15 protein-coding genes and 1 pseudogene are annotated in these 17,794 nt (G+C 55.7%); 8 read left to right on the forward strand and 8 right to left on the reverse strand.

Translation table 11 applies throughout. The features are described from left to right. Position 1 precedes the first annotated feature (1 nt). Positions 2-1,006, forward strand: coding sequence for a Holliday junction branch migration DNA helicase RuvB (ruvB, locus tag WFO64_RS13850; protein WP_337012574.1), 1,005 nt, complete (start codon positions 2-4; stop codon positions 1,004-1,006). Here ruvB and znuB read toward each other — a convergent pair whose 3' ends face one another. Next, on the reverse strand, positions 1,007-1,792 hold the full coding sequence (gene znuB / locus WFO64_RS13855; RefSeq protein WP_337012576.1) for a zinc ABC transporter permease subunit ZnuB: 786 nt from the start codon (positions 1,790-1,792) through the stop codon (positions 1,007-1,009). Further along, entirely contained in the window at positions 1,789-2,544 is a 756-nt protein-coding gene (znuC, locus tag WFO64_RS13860) for a zinc ABC transporter ATP-binding protein ZnuC (RefSeq protein WP_337012578.1), read from the reverse strand. The genes znuB and znuC overlap by 4 nt, the downstream gene beginning before the upstream one ends. 77 nt (positions 2,545-2,621) lie before the next feature. Between znuC and znuA the strand changes: the two genes are divergently transcribed. From znuA to lpxM, 3 genes are all read left to right on the forward strand, one after another. Next, positions 2,622-3,569: a zinc ABC transporter substrate-binding protein ZnuA gene (gene znuA / locus WFO64_RS13865; RefSeq protein WP_337012580.1), complete on the forward strand. Its 948-nt coding sequence runs from the start codon at positions 2,622-2,624 to the stop codon at positions 3,567-3,569. A gap of 13 nt (positions 3,570-3,582) precedes the next feature. After that, a complete protein-coding gene (gene mepM, locus WFO64_RS13870) occupies positions 3,583-4,914 on the forward strand; it encodes a murein DD-endopeptidase MepM (protein WP_337012582.1) in 1,332 nt (443 codons plus the stop codon). Positions 4,915-5,039: 125 nt separating this feature from the next. Next, positions 5,040-6,011 carry a lauroyl-Kdo(2)-lipid IV(A) myristoyltransferase gene (lpxM, locus tag WFO64_RS13875; protein ID WP_337012584.1) on the forward strand — a complete coding sequence of 324 codons (972 nt, stop codon included), beginning with the start codon at positions 5,040-5,042 and terminating at the stop codon, positions 6,009-6,011. Positions 6,012-6,219: 208 nt separating this feature from the next. On the opposite strand, the gene WFO64_RS13880 is transcribed toward lpxM, so the two are convergent. From WFO64_RS13880 to hexR, 3 genes and pseudogenes are all read right to left on the reverse strand, one after another. Beyond that, positions 6,220-7,452: an MFS transporter gene (locus WFO64_RS13880; RefSeq protein WP_337012586.1), complete on the reverse strand. Its 1,233-nt coding sequence runs from the start codon at positions 7,450-7,452 to the stop codon at positions 6,220-6,222. Between the two features lie 84 nt (positions 7,453-7,536). Continuing rightward, complete coding sequence (gene pyk / locus WFO64_RS13885) at positions 7,537-8,979, reverse strand: pyruvate kinase (RefSeq protein WP_337012588.1); 1,443 nt, start codon at positions 8,977-8,979, stop codon at positions 7,537-7,539. A 122-nt stretch (positions 8,980-9,101) separates the two neighbouring features. Then, positions 9,102-9,958, reverse strand: a pseudogene (gene hexR, locus WFO64_RS13890) (transcriptional regulator HexR). A gap of 364 nt (positions 9,959-10,322) precedes the next feature. Between hexR and zwf the strand changes: the two are divergent. After that, positions 10,323-11,798 (forward strand): glucose-6-phosphate dehydrogenase, encoded by a 1,476-nt coding sequence (zwf, locus tag WFO64_RS13895; RefSeq protein ID WP_337012590.1) that lies wholly within the window; start codon positions 10,323-10,325, stop codon positions 11,796-11,798. A gap of 214 nt (positions 11,799-12,012) precedes the next feature. After that, complete coding sequence (locus tag WFO64_RS13900) at positions 12,013-12,651, forward strand: bifunctional 4-hydroxy-2-oxoglutarate aldolase/2-dehydro-3-deoxy-phosphogluconate aldolase (RefSeq protein WP_337012592.1); 639 nt, start codon at positions 12,013-12,015, stop codon at positions 12,649-12,651. A gap of 35 nt (positions 12,652-12,686) precedes the next feature. On the opposite strand, the gene purT is transcribed toward WFO64_RS13900, so the two are convergent. Then, positions 12,687-13,865 (reverse strand): formate-dependent phosphoribosylglycinamide formyltransferase, encoded by a 1,179-nt coding sequence (purT, locus tag WFO64_RS13905; RefSeq protein ID WP_337012594.1) that lies wholly within the window; start codon positions 13,863-13,865, stop codon positions 12,687-12,689. 167 nt (positions 13,866-14,032) lie between these two features. Between purT and WFO64_RS13910 the strand changes: the two genes are divergently transcribed. Beyond that, positions 14,033-14,689, forward strand: a complete 657-nt coding sequence (locus WFO64_RS13910) for a tellurite resistance TerB family protein (RefSeq protein WP_337012596.1) — start codon at positions 14,033-14,035, stop codon at positions 14,687-14,689. A gap of 126 nt (positions 14,690-14,815) precedes the next feature. After that, positions 14,816-16,879, forward strand: coding sequence for a prolyl oligopeptidase family serine peptidase (locus WFO64_RS13915; protein ID WP_337012598.1), 2,064 nt, complete (start codon positions 14,816-14,818; stop codon positions 16,877-16,879). On the opposite strand, the gene exoX is transcribed toward WFO64_RS13915, so the two are convergent. Both exoX and WFO64_RS13925 read right to left on the reverse strand, forming a co-directional pair. Then, a complete protein-coding gene (gene exoX / locus WFO64_RS13920; protein WP_337012600.1) occupies positions 16,873-17,544 on the reverse strand; it encodes an exodeoxyribonuclease X in 672 nt (223 codons plus the stop codon). The genes WFO64_RS13915 and exoX overlap by 7 nt on opposite strands. Next, positions 17,541-17,774 (reverse strand): DNA polymerase III subunit theta, encoded by a 234-nt coding sequence (locus WFO64_RS13925; RefSeq protein WP_337012602.1) that lies wholly within the window; start codon positions 17,772-17,774, stop codon positions 17,541-17,543. The genes exoX and WFO64_RS13925 overlap by 4 nt, the downstream gene beginning before the upstream one ends. Positions 17,775-17,794: the final 20 nt, after the last annotated feature.

Raw genomic sequence — 17,794 nt, forward strand, 5'->3', positions numbered from 1 at the left:
CATGATAGAAGCCGACCGCCTGGTCTCCGCTACCAGCATTAACGAAGAAGAGATTATCGACCGCGCGATTCGCCCAAAGATGTTGACCGAGTATGTTGGTCAGCCGCAGGTGCGTGAGCAGATGGAGATTTTTATCAAGGCCGCGCAGCTGCGTGGCGATGCGCTTGATCATCTGCTGATCTTCGGCCCACCAGGTCTGGGAAAAACCACGCTGGCGAATATCGTGGCCAACGAGATGGGCGTTAATCTGCGCACCACTTCGGGTCCGGTGCTGGAGAAAGCAGGCGATCTGGCGGCGATGCTGACCAACCTTGAACCGCATGACGTGCTGTTTATCGATGAAATCCATCGCCTCTCACCGGTGGTGGAAGAGGTGCTCTATCCGGCGATGGAAGATTATCAGCTGGATATTATGATTGGCGAAGGGCCGGCTGCGCGCTCGATCAAACTCGATTTGCCGCCATTTACCTTGATTGGCGCGACCACGCGCGCGGGCTCACTGACTTCGCCGTTACGTGATCGTTTTGGTATTGTGCAGCGGCTCGAATTCTACCAGGTTAAAGATCTGCAGCACATAGTGGGACGAAGTGCCGCTTGTCTGGGGCTGGCGCTGAGTGACGAAGGGGCGTTAGAGATCGCCCGTCGCGCTCGCGGCACACCGCGTATCGCTAACCGCCTGCTGCGCCGGGTTCGTGATTTTGCAGAAGTGCGGGCTAACGGTGATCTCAGTGGCGAAGTCTCCTGTAGCGCGCTGGATATGCTTAATGTCGACAGCGAAGGGTTCGACTATATGGATCGCAAGCTACTGCTGGCGATCATTGACAAGTTTATGGGGGGACCGGTGGGACTGGATAACCTGGCCGCCGCGATCGGTGAAGAGCGCGAGACCATCGAAGATGTGATTGAACCTTTCCTGATTCAGCAGGGATTCATTCAGCGCACACCGCGTGGCCGGATGGCCACGCAGCATGCTTATCGTCACTTCGGTATCACGCGTGAAGAGTAACTACATGGCCGGTTTGCGTACCATGCTGAAGATAAACAGAATGGCGGCGCAGAGCACCACTGAAGGCCCGGCAGGCGTGTCGTAGAAAGCGGAGAAGGTCAGACCGCCAGTTACGGCGATCACCCCAATGCCGACGGCGACGGCCGCCATGCCTTCCGGTGATCGGACAAACCGACGTGCGGTCGCAGCGGGAATGATCAGCAGTGACGTGATAATCAGCGCACCCACGAACTTCATTGCCACCCCGATAGTCAGCGCCGTGATCAGCATCAGAATCAGTCGGGTTCGCTGGATATTCACACCATCCACCTGCGCCAGTTCCGGGCTGATGGTCATCGAGAGCAGTGACCGCCACTGCCACGCCATCACCAGCAGCACGATCACTACGCCGCCACCCATCATCCAGAGGTCGTCCGGCGTCACCGCAAGCAGATCGCCAAACAGATAGGCCATCAGGTCGACGCGCACGTTCTTCATCAGGCTGACGACCACCAGCCCCAGCGAGAGCGCGCTGTGCGCCATAATCCCCAGTAGGGTATCGATAGCAAGATGTGGCCGACGCTCAAGCCAGACCAGCCCCAGCGCCAGACAAACCGTCACCAGAATCACCGCATAGTAGGGACTCACGTTCAACAGCAGACCAAACGCCACGCCGAGCAGGGAAGCGTGCGCCAGGGTATCGCCAAAGTAGGACATCTTGCGCCATACCACAAACGAACCCAGCGGACCGGCAGCCAACGCTAACATCACACCGCCAATCCAGCCCGGTAATAACAACTCAATCATGATGAACCCTGTCCTTTGCGTAAAACGATACGTCCCTGAAGATCGTGACGGTGATTATGATGATGACGGTAGATCGCCAGTTCCTCTGCGCCGCGCGGGCCGAACATCGCGATAAATTCAGGATGCTGCGTTACCGCTTCCGGGGTGCCGGAACAGCAGATGTGATGGTTGAGGCACAACACTTCGTCAGTTTTGGCCATTACCAGATGCAGATCGTGGGAGACCATCAGCACGCCGCAGTTCAGTTCAACGCGTAACTGATTGATCAGGTCATACAGCGCAACCTGACCATTCACGTCCACACCCTGTGTCGGCTCATCCAGCACCAGCAACTGAGGCTGATTTAGCAAGGCGCGCGCCAGCAGCACGCGCTGGGTTTCCCCCCCGGAAAGTTTTTGCAGCGGGGAATTGAGCAGGTGTCCCGCCTGCACGCGTTTCAGTGCTGGCAGGATCTCGGCGTTTTTGCTGCCAGGCGTCAGACGCATAAAGCGTTCAACCGTCACCGGCAGGGTGGGATCAATGTGCAGTTTTTGTGGCACATAGCCAATACGAAGAGCGGTATCACGCTGAACGCTACCGGTGGTGGGGGCAAGCAAGCCAAGCACCACACGTACCAGCGTTGACTTTCCGGCACCATTGGGACCCAGCAGAGTGAGGATACGGCCAGGCTGCAACGTGAGGCTGACGCCAGATAACACATTGCGCTGATTAAACGTTATCGAAACATTATCGAGTGTGACAAGTGAGGTCATAGTATTTACAGGTTGCACAGAATTTCGAATGTTATAATATCACATTCCACCTCATGGTCACGATGGAATGACAAAATATGTTACATAATAAAAAAGGCGCTCTATTCGCCTTAACTGCTTTCTCCTTTACCGCTTTATCAACCCTTCCGGCCCATGCCAATGTAGTGGCTTCACTCAAACCGGTGGGTTTTATCGCCGCGGCGATTGCTGATGGTGTCACACCGGTTGAGGTGCTACTACCGGACGGTGCATCCGAACACGATTATGCCCTGCGGCCATCTGATGCAAAACGCTTAAAAAACGCGGACTTAGTCGTATGGGTAGGGCCTGAAATGGAAGCCTTTATGGCGAAGTCTGCGGCTGAACTCCCGGCCCAAAAAAATCTCGCCATGGTGAACATTGACGGGATAAAACCGTTATTGATTGGCGGTGATGAAGATGAAGATGAACACACAGCGGAAAAATCTGAAGAACAGGACGCTGATGCTCATCACCATCATCACGGCGAGTTTAATATGCACCTCTGGTTGTCGCCAGAGATCGCGCGCAAGACCGCGGTTGCAATCCATGGAAAATTATTGGAACTTATGCCGCAAGATAAAGCCAAACTTGACGCCAACCTCCAGCAGTTTGAGGTAGCGTTGGCGGACACGGACAAACGCGTTAGCGCTCAACTGGATCCGGTCAGAAAAAAAGGATATTTCGTTTTTCACGACGCCTACACGTACTTTGAAAAACACTACGGTCTCTCGCCCACCGGGCACTTTACCGTCAATCCTGAAATTCAACCGGGCGCGCAGCGTTTACACCAGATACGAACACAGTTGGTTGAGCAAAAGGCGGTCTGCGTCTTTGCTGAGCCACAATTCAGGCCAGCAGTCATCGATGCTGTCGCCCGCGGAACGCAGGTGCGTAAAGGTACGCTCGATCCCCTGGGAACAGACATCAGCTTAGCCAAAGACAGCTACGTGAAATTCCTCTCACAACTGTCGAGCCAGTATGAAAGCTGCCTGAACGGAGCATGAGGAATAGGTAAAAGTGCAGCAGATAGCCCGCTCTGTCGCCCTCGCATTTAATAATTTGCCGCGCCCCCACCGCGTAATGCTGGGTTCTTTAACTGTAGTCACTCTGGCCGTCGCTGTCTGGCGGCCCTACGTTTATCATCCCACAGATGATGTGACGCCCATCGTCAAAAACATTGAGCTGGATAAAAACACGTTACGTACGCTGTTGCCGGAAGCCAGTGAGCCTATCGACCAGAGCACACCGGAACCGGACGAAGAATTGCCTGCGGACGATGTCGACACCAACGTGCCGGAAACAGCAGGGGTGCACGACTACACCATTTCATCCGGCGATACCCTAAGCAGTGCCCTGAATCAGTATGGCATCGACGCTGGTGACATTAATGCGCTGGTGGTGAGCGATCGTGACCTGCGTAATCTGCAGGTGGGTCAGCAACTGAGCTGGACGCTGGATGATGATGGCGGCCTGAAAACCCTGAGCTGGGAAATCTCCCGTCGTGAAACCCGCACCTATGAGCGCACCCCAACAGGTGGCTTTAAGATGGATGCGCAGATGCAGAAGGGTGAATGGCGCAACAGCATCATGCAGGGCGAAGTGCGCGGCAGCTTCGCCGCCAGCGCCCAGCGTGCCGGGTTGAGTAGCGCCGAAGCCAGCGGCGTGATCAAAGCGCTGCAGTGGCAGATGGACTTCCGTAAGCTGCGTGCTGGCGACCAGTTCAGCGTACTGATGTCACGCGAAATGCTGGAGGGTAAGAGTGCCCAGAGTCAGTTGCTGGGTGTGCGTCTGCGTAGTGGGGGTAAAGACTATTACGCTTTCCGCGCTGAAGATGGCAAGTTCTACGATCGCAGCGGCTCCGGTCTCGCGCGCGGCTTCATGCGCTTCCCGACGGTTAAGCAGTACCGTGTCTCGTCTAACTTTAATCCGCGTCGTCTCAACCCGGTCACCGGCCGTATTGCACCGCATAAAGGTGTCGACTTTGCGCTGCCAATCGGTACGCCGGTACTGGCTGTGGGTGACGGTGAGATCGTCGTGGCGAAAAACGGTGGCGCCGCCGGTAATTACGTCGCTATCCGCCATGGCCGTCAGTATATGACGCGCTATATGCACATGAAGAAAGTGCTGGTAAAGCCAGGCCAGAAAGTAAAGCGTGGTGACCGTATTGGACTGTCAGGCAACACCGGACGCTCTACCGGACCGCATCTGCATTTCGAAATCTGGATCAATAACCAGGCGGTCAACCCATTAACGGCGAAACTGCCGCGCATGGAAGGCTTGTCCGGCTCGGAGCGAAGTGAGTACATGGCACAGGTTAAATCCTGGCTACCTCAGCTGGGTCTGAAGTAAGCAAATTTCGTCAAGTCGTGCAAAAACCGACGGGTTCCCCGTCGGTTTTTTGCTATCTGGCGCAGGATGATTGCAAATTTTCAGGTCGTCACTATCATTAGCCGGTCATTTCTTGAGGCGAGTGCATGGAAACCCATAAAAATAACACTGAATTTATACCCGTTTTTGAACGTTCATTTCTTAAACCTAAATTCTGGGGCAGTTGGCTGGCAATCGGTGCGCTGGCGGGTCTGGCTTATTTACCGCCCAAAATGCGCGATCCGCTGTTGAGCCGGTTAGGCAGGTTCGCCGGTAAGCTGGCAACGGGGGCACGTCGCCGTGCGCTGATTAACCTCTATTACTGTCTGCCGGAACTCAGCGAGGCGCAACGCGCAACGCTGGTCGATGAGATGTTTGCGACAGCACCCCAGGCGATGGCAATGATGACCGAGCTGGTACTGCGCGATCCGGCGCGTATCCGTAAGCGTGTTGAGTGGCACGGTCGTGAAATTATCGAACAGATGAAAGCTGACCAGCAGAATGTGATTTTCCTGGTGCCACACGGCTGGGCGGTGGATATTCCTGCCATGCTGCTGGCGTCAGAAGGACAAAAGATGGCGGCCATGTTCCACAACCAGAGCGATCCGTTGCTGGATTATGCCTGGAACACCGCTCGTCGTCGCTATGGTGGCCGGATGCATGCCCGCAATGACGGTATCAAACCTTTTATCAGTTCGGTACGGCAGGGTTACTGGGGCTACTACCTTCCCGATCAGGATCACGGTGCTGAGCACAGCGAATTCGTCGATTTCTTTGCGACTTACAAAGCAACCCTGCCTGCAGTCGGCCGACTGATGAAAGTGTGCCGCGCCCGCGTGGTGCCGCTGTTTCCGGTTTATAACAGCGAACGGCATGTGCTTGAAATTTATGTGCGCCCACCAATGGATGATTTGCTGGAAGCGGATGACCACCAGCTGGCTCGCCGGATGAATGAAGAGGTCGAAATTTTCGTGCGCCCACATCCGGAACAGTACACCTGGATACTCAAATTGCTGAAGACCCGCAAAGAAGGGGACATTGAGCCCTATTCACGTAAAGAGCTCTATCCACGCAAATAGCAAAAAGGCCGCATAAGCGGCCTTATTTGATGAGTGAGAAAGAGCAGGCCCAGCGAGCATGCGCCTTCCGCAAAGAGACAAAAGCGCCATTCATGGCAGGCTCATCGCGGGCCAATCCTGGCCCGCGAGGCTTTACGTCAGACGTATACTCCCCCTTGCTTCGAGTTTGTTCGCTGCCTGCCAGTCAAGCCGGTGTCTGCGGCTTTTTTTATAGCGCTTCCAGCCTGCTACGGCGTTTACTCTCGCGCATAAACAGGATCACCAGAGCAAACCACAGCACGCCGCTGATGAAGTTAATCAGACAGAACCACAGCGTGCCGCCGCTAAAGTAGCCACTTTTTGCCAGTTCAATTCCCACTGCCAGCGTCAGAATACTGATCATCCCCAGCATTGCCGCTACGCTGCCTTTGCCTTCGTTACTGGCATAGAGCGTCAGGCGATAAAGCCCGGCATTTACCATGCCAGCGCCAAAGGCGTAGAGGCTCAGGCCGGCGGTAATCAGCAGATAACCGTGGCTATTCAGCAGGCTCGCCACCAGTGACAGGCTCAAACCAATCAGAATCGGCCAGGCGGCAAACTTCACCGGCTGTTCAATTGGCACTCGTCCCGCCAGCTTACTAAGGGTCAGGTTTCCGGCAATCATCGCCAGAAACACCGGTAGTTGCAGCAGGGCGTACTGCATGCGTGACAGACCTTCGTCACGCATCAGGATCACCGGAGAGAGGGCAACCCAGGTGAGGATTGGGATAAACACCAGCCCGATGGCGAAGGATCCAGACATCACCAGCCGGTCTTTCATCAGTCGGCCATAGTTGCGCGCCAGATTCGGCAGGGCGATAGAGTGACTGCGATCGCCTGCGGTTTCCGGCATCACGCGCCACAGCACCACAAAAGCAACCAAACTGCAGGCGGCAAACAGCCAGAACATGCTGCGCCAGCTTCCGATGGTCAGCCAGGCTGCCCCGGCAAGCGGACCTGCCAGCGGAGCCAGCAGCGCTACGTTGGCCATCAGCGCCATCATGCGCACCGCCAGCGCCTCGTCGAAGGCTTCCTGGATCGCGGCATAGCCGACCGCGCCGATAAAGCAGAGACTAATGCCCTGAATAAAACGCAGGCTGACGAATTCTTCAATCGAGTTGACCCAATGTGTGAGCATGCAAGCGACGGCAAAAAAGAGGATGCCGGAGAGCATCACGGGTCGTCGGCCAAATTTATCGGAGAGGGGACCAAGCAACCATTGCAGCACCACGCCGCCAATCAGGTAGGCGGTGAGCGAGGTGGAAACCCATTCAGGACCGACGGAAAATTCGCTGGTGACGATCAGCATGCCTGGCTGGATCATGTCGTGAGCGATATAGGTGGCGAACTCAAACAGCACTAATGCCAGAGGAAAAAGTAAAACCCGGCCGGTAAGCTGGCTGATGGGGTGGAAACGGGCCATCTGGCCTCCTTGTCAGAAAAGAAAACGCGACTGCCAGGCAGTCGCGTCATTTATTCTACACCGACAATGTCAACCCAGACTCAATTAATCCACACGTAGTACACGCGTGGTGTTGGTCGTGCCGGTGGCGCCCATTACATCACCCTGCGTTACGATCACCAGATCGCCAGAAACCAGAAAACCTTTGTCGCGCAGCAGGTTAACCGCGTCGTGTGCGGCAGCCACACCGTCGTTGTTGCTGTCGAAGAACACCGGGGTTACGCCGCGATAGAGCGCGGTGAGGTTCAGGGTGCGTTCATGGCGCGACATGGCGAAAATCGGCAGGCCCGAGGTGATACGTGAGGTCATCAACGGGGTACGACCCGACTCCGTCATGGTAATGATTGCGGTGACGCCCTGCAGGTGGTTCGCGGCGTACATGGATGACATGGCGATCGCTTCTTCGACGTTGTCGAATTGCACGTCCAGTCGGTGCTTGGAAACATTGACGCTGGGGATCTTCTCCGCGCCCAGGCAGACCTTCGCCATCGCCGAGACGGTTTCTGCCGGATACTGACCCGCTGCGGTTTCAGCGGAGAGCATGACAGCATCGGTACCATCCAGCACGGCGTTCGCCACGTCCATGACTTCGGCGCGGGTCGGCATCGGGTTAGTGATCATCGACTCCATCATCTGGGTCGCCGTAATGATGGTGCGGTTAAGCTGACGGGCACGACGTATTAACGCTTTCTGAATACCGACCAGCTCCGGATCGCCAATTTCAACGCCCAGGTCGCCACGCGCAACCATCACCACGTCAGATGCCAGAATAATGTCATCCATTGCTTCCTGGCTGGCGACCGCTTCGGCACGTTCCACTTTAGCGACCAATCTGGCGTCACAACCCGCTTCGCGCGCCAGACGACGTGCCAGATTCATGTCTTCGCCACAGCGCGGGAAGGAGACGGCCAGATAATCGACCCGGATTTTGGCGGCAGTGATGATGTCCGCTTTATCTTTTTCAGTCAGGGCTTCAGCTGACAGGCCGCCGCCCAGTTTGTTGATGCCTTTATTGTTCGACAGCGGGCCACCCACGGTGACTTCGGTGAACACTTTCATGTCCTGGACTTCAAGCACTTTCAGCTGCACGCGGCCATCATCCAGCAGCAGGATATCACCCGGCACCACATCTTCAGGCAGGCCTTTATAGTCGATCCCGACGCGCTCTTTATCACCTTCGCCTTTACTCAGGCTGGCATCGAGCAGGAAACGGTCGCCGATATTCAGGAAAACTTTGCCTTCTTTGAAGGTCGAAACGCGGATTTTTGGACCCTGGAGGTCACCGAGGATAGCCACATGGCGCCCCAATTTTGCTGCAATTTCGCGCACTCTATCAGCACGCAACTGGTGATCTTCCGGTGTACCGTGAGAGAAGTTAAGTCGTACAACGTTCGCGCCAGCCGCGATGATTTTTTCGAGGTTATTGTCACGATCGGTGGCCGGGCCGAGAGTTGTTACGATTTTGGTTCTTCTGAGACGTCTTGACATCGAGGACTCCGTTAACAAATAAGTGTGTCATGGTCTGTAGACACAGCATGGTTAGCTATTCTATATGATCGACGGGTTGTGATACGACTCACATTGTAAATGTGATGTTAATTTTTTAGCTGTTAATCCTTTTCCCGCAGGGGGTGCTTTTCGTAACGCGACGCTTTCAGTGCTTCTTTCACGCGTTTGAGGTTTTCCCGGAAGGGCGTAGCCCATTCCAGGGTAAAACCGGTCGCCAATACATCGATCATGGTCAACTGCGCCAGGCGCGACACCATCGGCAAATAGACATCGGCATCTTCCGGTACATCACGCGCTAAAGCTATCGCTGCTTCATGGGCAAGGGGTGAATCGGGAGAGGTGATGGCAATAACGGTGGAACCGTTTACACGGGCCAGGCGGGCCAGTTCTACCATATTTTTTGTGCGTCCAGTATGCGAAAGGAGAACAAAAACGTCACCGGCTCGACTATTTATGCAACTCATGCGCTGGATCACAATATCGTCAGACCAGATGACAGGCAGATTAACGCGTAGAAATTGATTAAGGGCGTTATGTGCCACCACCGCAGAGGCACCCAGGCCGAAAAAACGAGTTTGTCGGCCTGTGCGGGCACGGTTACCCCTTGTTGCAGATGTGCGCTAATAAGCTGCTCCCGAACCCGTTGCAGGCCCGCCAGCGCCGAGCGAAAGACCTTGTGGCTGTAGTCCTCCACACTGTCAAGGTCCTCTACGCCACAGCTGACCCCGCCGCTGCTTTTCACCAGGCTCTGAGCCAGTTACGGCTTAAAATCGGGAAAGCCCCGGGCAGCCAGTTGGTGACAGATGCGATTGGCGGTTGGCTCACTGACGCAGGCTTCGCACGCAGTGTCGCGCTGCTGGAGTTCATCGCCGCCTGGGGTGCAGCCAGAATCTGTCGGGCGACTTTCTGCTTTGCTCAGCGCAGCAAACTGCGCCTCGATTTTTTCCAGCCAGTTCATAAGTTGATGACCATTATCGCTTTTATCAATTTCAATTATCACTGTCGTCAGAGTCGATTAACAGAGACTATATCTCTTCAGCACCTGGCTGGCGCAATGGCGAACGCGTCGGGTGCCCCTATTTTTAGGCTACGTTGACGGGTGCCAGACTTTCCTGACACCAACAGACACAGAAAAAACCGGTGATCCGCACGTGTCATCACACGGGCTTAGCACATCCGGTACAGAGTTAATGCGGTTAACCCGGCGAGTCGGTTTACCTGGCGCGGGGAAAAAAGTACATTGTGCTGAAAGAAAATAATAACCTGGACCCGGTGGCAGCGGATGCATCACCACCGGACTATCCTGCAACGAGGAGAGGAAAATGGCGGTAACACAAACAGCCCAGGCATGCGATCTGGTGATTTTCGGTGCCAAAGGCGATCTTGCACGCCGTAAACTGTTGCCTTCACTGTACCAATTAGAAAAAGCGGGTCAGATACACGAGGAAACCCGCATTATTGGTGTCGGCCGTGCCGACTGGGACAAAGCGGAATACACCAAAGTGGTGCGTGAAGCGCTGGAAACCTTCATGAAGGAGAAGATTGACGAAGCGCTGTGGGACAAACTCAGCAATCGTCTCGACTTCTGTAACCTCGATGTCAATGACACCACGCACTTCCCGAAACTGGGCAAGATGCTGGACCAGAAAAACCGCACCACGATCAACTATTTCGCTATGCCACCCAGCACCTTTGGCGCTATCTGTCAGGGACTGGGCACCGCGAAACTGAATGCTAAACCGGCGCGCGTGGTGATGGAGAAGCCGCTAGGCACCTCACTGGAAACCTCGCAGGAGATCAACGACAGCGTTGGCGAATACTTCGATGAGAGCCAGGTGTTCCGTATTGACCACTATCTCGGTAAAGAGACCGTGCTTAACCTGCTGGCGCTGCGCTTTGCTAACTCTATCTTTGTGAATAACTGGGATAACCGCACCATCGACCACGTCCAGATCACCGTGGCCGAAGAAGTCGGCATCGAAGGCCGCTGGGGTTACTTCGATAAAGCAGGCCAGATGCGCGACATGATCCAGAACCATCTGTTGCAGATTCTGACCATGATCGCCATGTCGCCGCCATCCGATCTCAGCGCCGACAGCATCCGTGACGAAAAAGTCAAAGTCCTGCGTTCGCTGCGCCGCATCGATCAGACTAACGTTCGTGAGAAAACAGTTCGCGGCCAATACACCGCGGGTTTTGTGCAGGGCAAAAAAGTGCCTGGCTACCTGGAAGAAGAGGGGGCCAATAAGTCGAGCGCCACTGAGACCTTCGTGGCAATTCGTGTCGATATCGATAACTGGCGCTGGGCGGGCGTGCCGTTCTATCTGCGCACCGGTAAGCGTTTACCGACCAAATGCTCTGAGGTCGTGGTTTACTTTAAAAATCCGGAGATGAACCTGTTTAAAGATTCCTACTCAGAGCTGCCACAAAACAAGCTGACGATTCGATTGCAGCCGGACGAAGGGGTGGATATCGAGATCCTGAACAAAGTGCCTGGCCTCGATCACAAACACAAGTTGCAGACCACCAAGCTGGATCTGAGCTATTCCGAGACGTTTAACCAGTCGCACCTTGCCGATGCCTATGAGCGTCTGCTGCTGGAGAGCATGCGCGGTATTCAGGCGCTGTTTGTGCGTCGTGATGAAGTTGAAGCCGCATGGACCTATGTCGATTCGATTATCGACGCCTGGGCTGCGGATGGCGACTCATCCAAGCCGTATCAGGCGGGGACCTGGGGTCCGGTAGCCTCAGTGGCGATGATCACCCGCGATGGCCGCTCGTGGAATGAGTTTGAATAACTGACATGATGACGAAGCCCGCAACGCGGGCTTTTTTTTCGCCTTTAAATCTCACCAGCCGAGACGAATAAAATTGAACTGCTGTTTCAAAATTTTAGCAGGATGATAGACGCTCAGGAAGCGGATCATGTATGGTAGTGACGCAATTTACAGGGCAGGAGCCGATGCTCCATGACCGGGTCTCAATCCCGGTGTTATCAAGCAAGGGGAACTGATGAAAAACTGGAAAACGAGTGCTGAACAGATTCTCACCACCGGACCCGTGGTGCCGGTCATCGTTGTGAATAAACTGGAACATGCGGTGCCAATGGCGAAAGCGCTGGTGGCAGGCGGTGTCAGAGTGCTGGAAGTCACGTTGCGCACGCCCGTAGCGATGGACGCCTTACGTGCGATGATCAAAGAAGTGCCGGATGCAATCGTCGGTGCAGGAACGGTGATTAATCCGCAGCAGTTACAGGAAGTGACCGATGCCGGTGCGCAATTTATTATCAGCCCGGGCGTCACTGAGTCACTGCTGAAAGCCGCCGTTGAAGGACCGGTTCCGTTGATTCCGGGCATCAGCACCGTTTCTGAACTAATGACCGGTATGGACTACGGTTTGCGTGAGTTTAAATTTTTCCCGGCAGAAGCCAATGGCGGCGTTAAAGCGCTGCAGGCGATTGGTGGCCCCTTCCCGCAGGTGCGTTTCTGTCCGACCGGTGGCATATCTCCGGCCAACTACCGTGACTATCTGGCGCTGAAAAGCGTGCTGTGCATCGGCGGTTCCTGGCTGGTGCCCCACGACGCGCTGGAAGTCGGCGACTGGGATCGCATTACCCGCCTGGCGCGCGAAGCAGTCGAAGGCGCGACGTAAGTTATGGCGGTGAGCATCTGCTCACCGCCATAACTTTACCCCTGAACCGTGACCGCTGCGGCGCTGGCAACCGCACGCGCAATCGCCTGTTCGATGCTGTCACCGCTGGCCAGTGCCACGCCCAGACGACGCTGACCACTGATCTCCGGCTTGCCGAACAGACGCAGTTGCAGACCGGCGCCCAGCGCCGCGTCGACATTCATAAACTGCACATTCTGGCTGGTGAGTTGCGGCAGAATAACAGCGGACGCTGACGGGCCATACTGACGAATCCCGCCAATCGGCAGACCGAGAAACGCCCGCACATGCAGCGCAAACTCCGACAAATCCTGCGAAATCAGCGTCACCATGCCGGTGTCGTGTGGACGCGGCGACACTTCGCTGAATACCACCTCATCACCGCAGACAAATAGCTCAACACCAAACAAGCCATAGCCGCCCAGTGCCTTAACCACCTGCGCGGCAACATCCTGTGCCCGCTGCAGCGCCACTTCACTCATCTGCTGCGGTTGCCAGGACTCACGATAATCGCCATCCTCCTGACGGTGACCAATAGGCGCGCAGAAATGTATGCCATCAACTGCGCTGATGGTCAGTAGGGTGATCTCAAAATCAAAGTCGACGACCCCTTCAACGATGACGCGCCCGGCACCGGCACGGCCACCCTGCTGCGCATAGTCCCAGGCTTTATCAAGCTGGCTGACGTCGCGGATAACGCTCTGACCTTTGCCGGATGAACTCATCACCGGCTTCACAATGCAGGGGAAGCCGATCTCTGTCGCTGCTTCATCGAAGCGCGCCTTGCTGTCGGCAAAGCGATAGCGTGACGTCGGCAGTGACAACTCTTCAGCCGCCAGACGGCGAATGCCTTCGCGATTCATAGTCAGCTGTGCGGCACGGGCGGTCGGTACCACACGCTGGCCTTGCTGCTCCAGTTCAACCAGCGTATTCGTGGCGATGGCTTCAATTTCCGGCACCAAAAAGTCAGGCTTCTCTTCAGCAATCAGCGCAGCCAGCGCTGCGCCATCCAGCATGTTAATTACATGACTTCGATGGGCGACATGCATTGCCGGGGCATCGGCGTAACGATCAACCGCGATCACTTCCACCCCCAGACGCTGACACTCCAGCGCCACTTCTTTACCCAGTTCACCTGAACCCAATAGCATCACGCGCGTCGCTGCCGGACGCAGCGCTGTTCCGAGAGTCGTCATACATTCACCTAAACAGTCAAAATTCGCGCGCAAGTATAAACGAAAACGTTTGCGTTCTCATCTTTCGTCTGTCTGGCATCGCTGTTTGCCTTACTTTTCCCGCTCTGACGTTTCCTGACATCCTTTTCGTCAGGATAGCGAACTGACATCTTAAAAAGGCGTGGATGATGAATAACTGGTTGCAACAGATTCAATCGGTACTGGCGAAGAAAGGCGGTGAGGGTAAATCGGGCGGTGGCCTAAGCGATATGCTGGCACCGGGTGCGTTGGGCGGTCTGGCCGGTCTGCTGATTGCCAGCAAGTCGTCGCGCAAACTGCTGACAAAATATGGTGGCAAAGCGCTGATCATGGGGGGTGGTGCGGCGGCAGGCGCGGTGCTGTGGAACAAATACAAGCAGCGGGTCAGCGAAGCGCACCAGAATGAGCCTGACTTTGGCATGGCGCAGACGCCCATCGACCTGCGCGCGGAACGCCTGGTAACGGCGCTGGTGTTTGCCGCGAAAAGCGACGGACATATTGACGATCAGGAGCGGGCAGCCATTGAGCAGAATATTCATCAGTCCGGTTACGGTCAGGATGCAGAACAGCTGATTCAGAAAGCGATGAACCGCCCGCTGGATCCACAATGGCTCGCCGCCGATGTAAAAAACGAGGAAGAAGCGCTGGAGCTTTACTTCCTGAGCTGTGCTGCCATCGACGTTGATCACTTCATGGAACGCAGCTATCTCTCCGCGCTGGGTGACGCGCTGAAAATCCCGCAGGATGTCCGTGACGGCATTCAGCAGGATCTTGAGGCTGAAAAAGCCCGTCTGCCTGCCCGCTAATCGCTCCGATACTCCGCCGGCGGGTCACAGGATGTGCTCGGCTGGCGGCAGCTTCTCACCCTATGTCTGGCTTCCGGCTGTTGAAGTGTTACGCTTACAGATCATTACGTTGACGGAGACGGATGGATGAAAGCACCCATCGCAAAAAAAATACCCCATGAGATGACCTTGCATGGTGAGACCCGCGTGGACAATTATTACTGGCTGCGCGACGACAAACGAGAAAACAGCGAGGTCCTTGATTACCTGCGTGCCGAAAACAATTACGGCAAAAAAATTATGTCCTCGCAGCAGCCACTGCAGGACCGGGTTCTAAAAGAGATTATCGATCGCCTGCCGCCTGAAGATCACTCGGTGCCTTATGTAAAAAACGGTTACCGTTATCAAAGCCGCTACCAGAGCGGCAATGAATATCCTGCCTATTACCGCCAGCCCGCAGCGAGCGATGAGTCGGGCGAGTGGAGCCTGCTGCTGGACGCCAACCAGCGCGCTTCGCACAGCGATTTCTACACCATGGGCGCGCTGCACATCAGCCCCGATAACCGGGTGATGGCGCTGGCGGAAGATTTCCTGTCACGACGGCAATATGGCATCCGGTTCCGTAACCTTGAGAGTGGCAGCTGGTATCCTGAAGTGCTGAGTAACGCCTCATCCAGCTTCGCCTGGGGTAACGACTCCCGCACCGTCTACTATGTGCGCAAACACCCACAAACGCTGCTCTCCTATCAGGTATGGCGACACGAGCTCGGCTCGCCTCAGTCTGACGACCAGCTGGTCTATGAAGAGCAGGATGATACCTATCATCTCAGCGTGCACAAGACCACCTCCAGGCAGTTCATCATGATTGCGCTCTATAGCACCAACACCAGCGAAATTCAGCTGATTGATGCGAACTTCCCCGACGCGCAGCCGCATGTGTTTCTGCCGCGCCGCCGCGATCATGAGTACAGCATCGACCATTACGAGCACCAGTTTTTCATTCGCTCCAACCGCGACGGCAAAAACTTCGGGCTGTATCGCAGCCGCTATCTGGATGAGTCACGCTGGGAAACGCTGATCCCGGCACGGGAGCAGGTAGTAATGGAAGATTTTCAACTCTTCCGGGACTGGCTGGTGGTTGAGGAGCGCCAGCGCGGCTTAACCAGTCTGCGGCAGATCAACTGGGCCAGCGGCGAAACCAGCGGGATTGCCTTTGACGACCCGACCTATGTAACCTGGCTGGCCTACAACCCCACGCCGCGCACCAGTAAACTGCGCTATGGCTATTCGTCGATGACCACGCCGACCACGCTATTTGAACTGGATATGGATACCGGCGAACGCCGCATCCTGAAACAGAGCGCGGTAAAAGGCTTTAACGCGGAAGATTATAAAAGCGAGCATCACTGGATCAAAGTCAACGATGGCACCGAAGTGCCGGTGTCGCTGGTCTATCACCGCAAACATTATCAGCCCGGTCAGAACCCGATGCTGGTCTATGGCTACGGTGCCTACGGCAGCACCCTGGATGCGGATTTCAGCGTCAGCCGCCTGAGCCTGCTTGATCGCGGCTTTGTGTATGCACAGATACAGGTGCGCGGTGGCGGTGAGCTGGGACAGCAATGGTATGACGGGGGGCGCCTGCTGAATAAAATGAACAGCTTCACCGATTTTATTGATGTCACTGATGCACTGGTAGCTCGTGGCATTGGACATCCGGAACGGCTCTATGCCATGGGCGGTAGCGCGGGTGGCTTGCTAATGGGCGGGGTGATCAACCGGGCACCGCAGCGGTTTCACGGCGTGGTGGCCCAGGTGCCGTTTGTCGATGTGGTTACCACCATGCTGGATGAGTCGATCCCGCTGACCACCGGCGAGTATGACGAGTGGGGCAACCCTAATGATCCTGAGTATTACCGCTATATCCGTCAGTACAGCCCTTATGACAATATTGAGGTGAAAGCCTATCCCCACCTGCTGGTCACCACCGGCCTGCACGATTCGCAGGTGCAGTACTGGGAGCCGGCCAAGTGGGTGGCGAAGCTGCGATCCATGAAAACCGATAATAATCTGTTGCTGCTCTGCACCGACATGGATGCCGGTCACGGCGGCAAGTCGGGGCGCTATAAAGCTTACGAAGGGATCGCGATGGAATACACTTTCCTGCTGGGGCTGGCGCAGAGCACGTTGCCGTCAGCCCAGGATTACTGAGGCTCAGTCAGGTATTTACGTAGCGCCTGCCGCAGCGGCGGGCGCAGATCGCTGACATTATCCAGCAGCCACTTCAGGTAGCCGGGATCCTTCCTCGCCACTAGGGCGATCGCCTGGCCGCGGTATTTACCAAACGGCAGAACATCATCGCGCTGAGCCGCCGGTTGTGAGCGCACAATCATCTCGGAGGCACTCCAGCCGGAGGCCTCCATAATACGTATCAACAGCGCCGCCGTGACATAGCAGTCATAGAGCGCACGGTGTGCATGCAGATCAGCGGGCGGTGTGACATCCAGCTTCAGCGAATGACGCAGTGCCTGGTTACCATATTTAATGCCCGGCCAGAGCTGACGCGCCAGTTGCATGGTGCAGATCCACTCCCCATACATTTCCGGCAGCATCCGGCGATCAAAGCTGGCGTTGTGGGCCACATAAAAGGCACTGCCATAATAGCGCGGGATTGCCTCTTCAATGGTTGGTTTCCCGGCAACCATCGCTTCGGTGATGCGATGCACCGCCATCGCCTGACGGCTGATAGGGCGGTCGGGCAGGATGAGATCGCTCATCGGATTGACAATCTGACCGTCGACCACATCCACTGACGCAACTTCGACCACGCCGCCCTGCAGTCCGCAGGTTTCGGTATCAATAACGCGAAACATCATTGCTTCATCTTCGGTTCATAAGGAAGGCGCGACAGGCTGAGTGAGGCCTGGCGGTATTGCATCAGACGCTGACGAAACCAGTCACGCAGCGCTTCAGGCTGCTCCTGCGCCACCATCTCGGCGACGACCGGCATATTATAGCGCTCTTTAAACGCCACGCCCGCGGCTGCCAAATCGACATTTATCTTGTCTTTCTCTTCCTGGGACAACAGGGCAAGGTTGTGGCTCATAATTTTCTCCTGATGATAGC

The organism is Pantoea sp. AS142 (assembly GCF_037152305.1).
GTDB lineage: Bacteria > Pseudomonadota > Gammaproteobacteria > Enterobacterales > Enterobacteriaceae > Pantoea.

Coding starts and splice junctions, on each gene's coding strand:
- ruvB (WP_337012574.1), top strand. CDS start 2: ATGATAGAAGCCGACCGCCTGGTCTCCGCTACCAGCATTAACGAAGAA.
- znuB (WP_337012576.1), bottom strand. CDS start 1,792: ATGATTGAGTTGTTATTACCGGGCTGGATTGGCGGTGTGATGTTAGCG.
- znuC (WP_337012578.1), bottom strand. CDS start 2,544: ATGACCTCACTTGTCACACTCGATAATGTTTCGATAACGTTTAATCAG.
- znuA (WP_337012580.1), top strand. CDS start 2,622: ATGTTACATAATAAAAAAGGCGCTCTATTCGCCTTAACTGCTTTCTCC.
- lpxM (WP_337012584.1), top strand. CDS start 5,040: ATGGAAACCCATAAAAATAACACTGAATTTATACCCGTTTTTGAACGT.
- WFO64_RS13880 (WP_337012586.1), bottom strand. CDS start 7,452: ATGGCCCGTTTCCACCCCATCAGCCAGCTTACCGGCCGGGTTTTACTT.
- pyk (WP_337012588.1), bottom strand. CDS start 8,979: ATGTCAAGACGTCTCAGAAGAACCAAAATCGTAACAACTCTCGGCCCG.
- zwf (WP_337012590.1), top strand. CDS start 10,323: ATGGCGGTAACACAAACAGCCCAGGCATGCGATCTGGTGATTTTCGGT.
- WFO64_RS13900 (WP_337012592.1), top strand. CDS start 12,013: ATGAAAAACTGGAAAACGAGTGCTGAACAGATTCTCACCACCGGACCC.
- purT (WP_337012594.1), bottom strand. CDS start 13,865: ATGACGACTCTCGGAACAGCGCTGCGTCCGGCAGCGACGCGCGTGATG.
- WFO64_RS13910 (WP_337012596.1), top strand. CDS start 14,033: ATGAATAACTGGTTGCAACAGATTCAATCGGTACTGGCGAAGAAAGGC.
- WFO64_RS13915 (WP_337012598.1), top strand. CDS start 14,816: ATGAAAGCACCCATCGCAAAAAAAATACCCCATGAGATGACCTTGCAT.
- exoX (WP_337012600.1), bottom strand. CDS start 17,544: ATGATGTTTCGCGTTATTGATACCGAAACCTGCGGACTGCAGGGCGGC.
- WFO64_RS13925 (WP_337012602.1), bottom strand. CDS start 17,774: ATGAGCCACAACCTTGCCCTGTTGTCCCAGGAAGAGAAAGACAAGATA.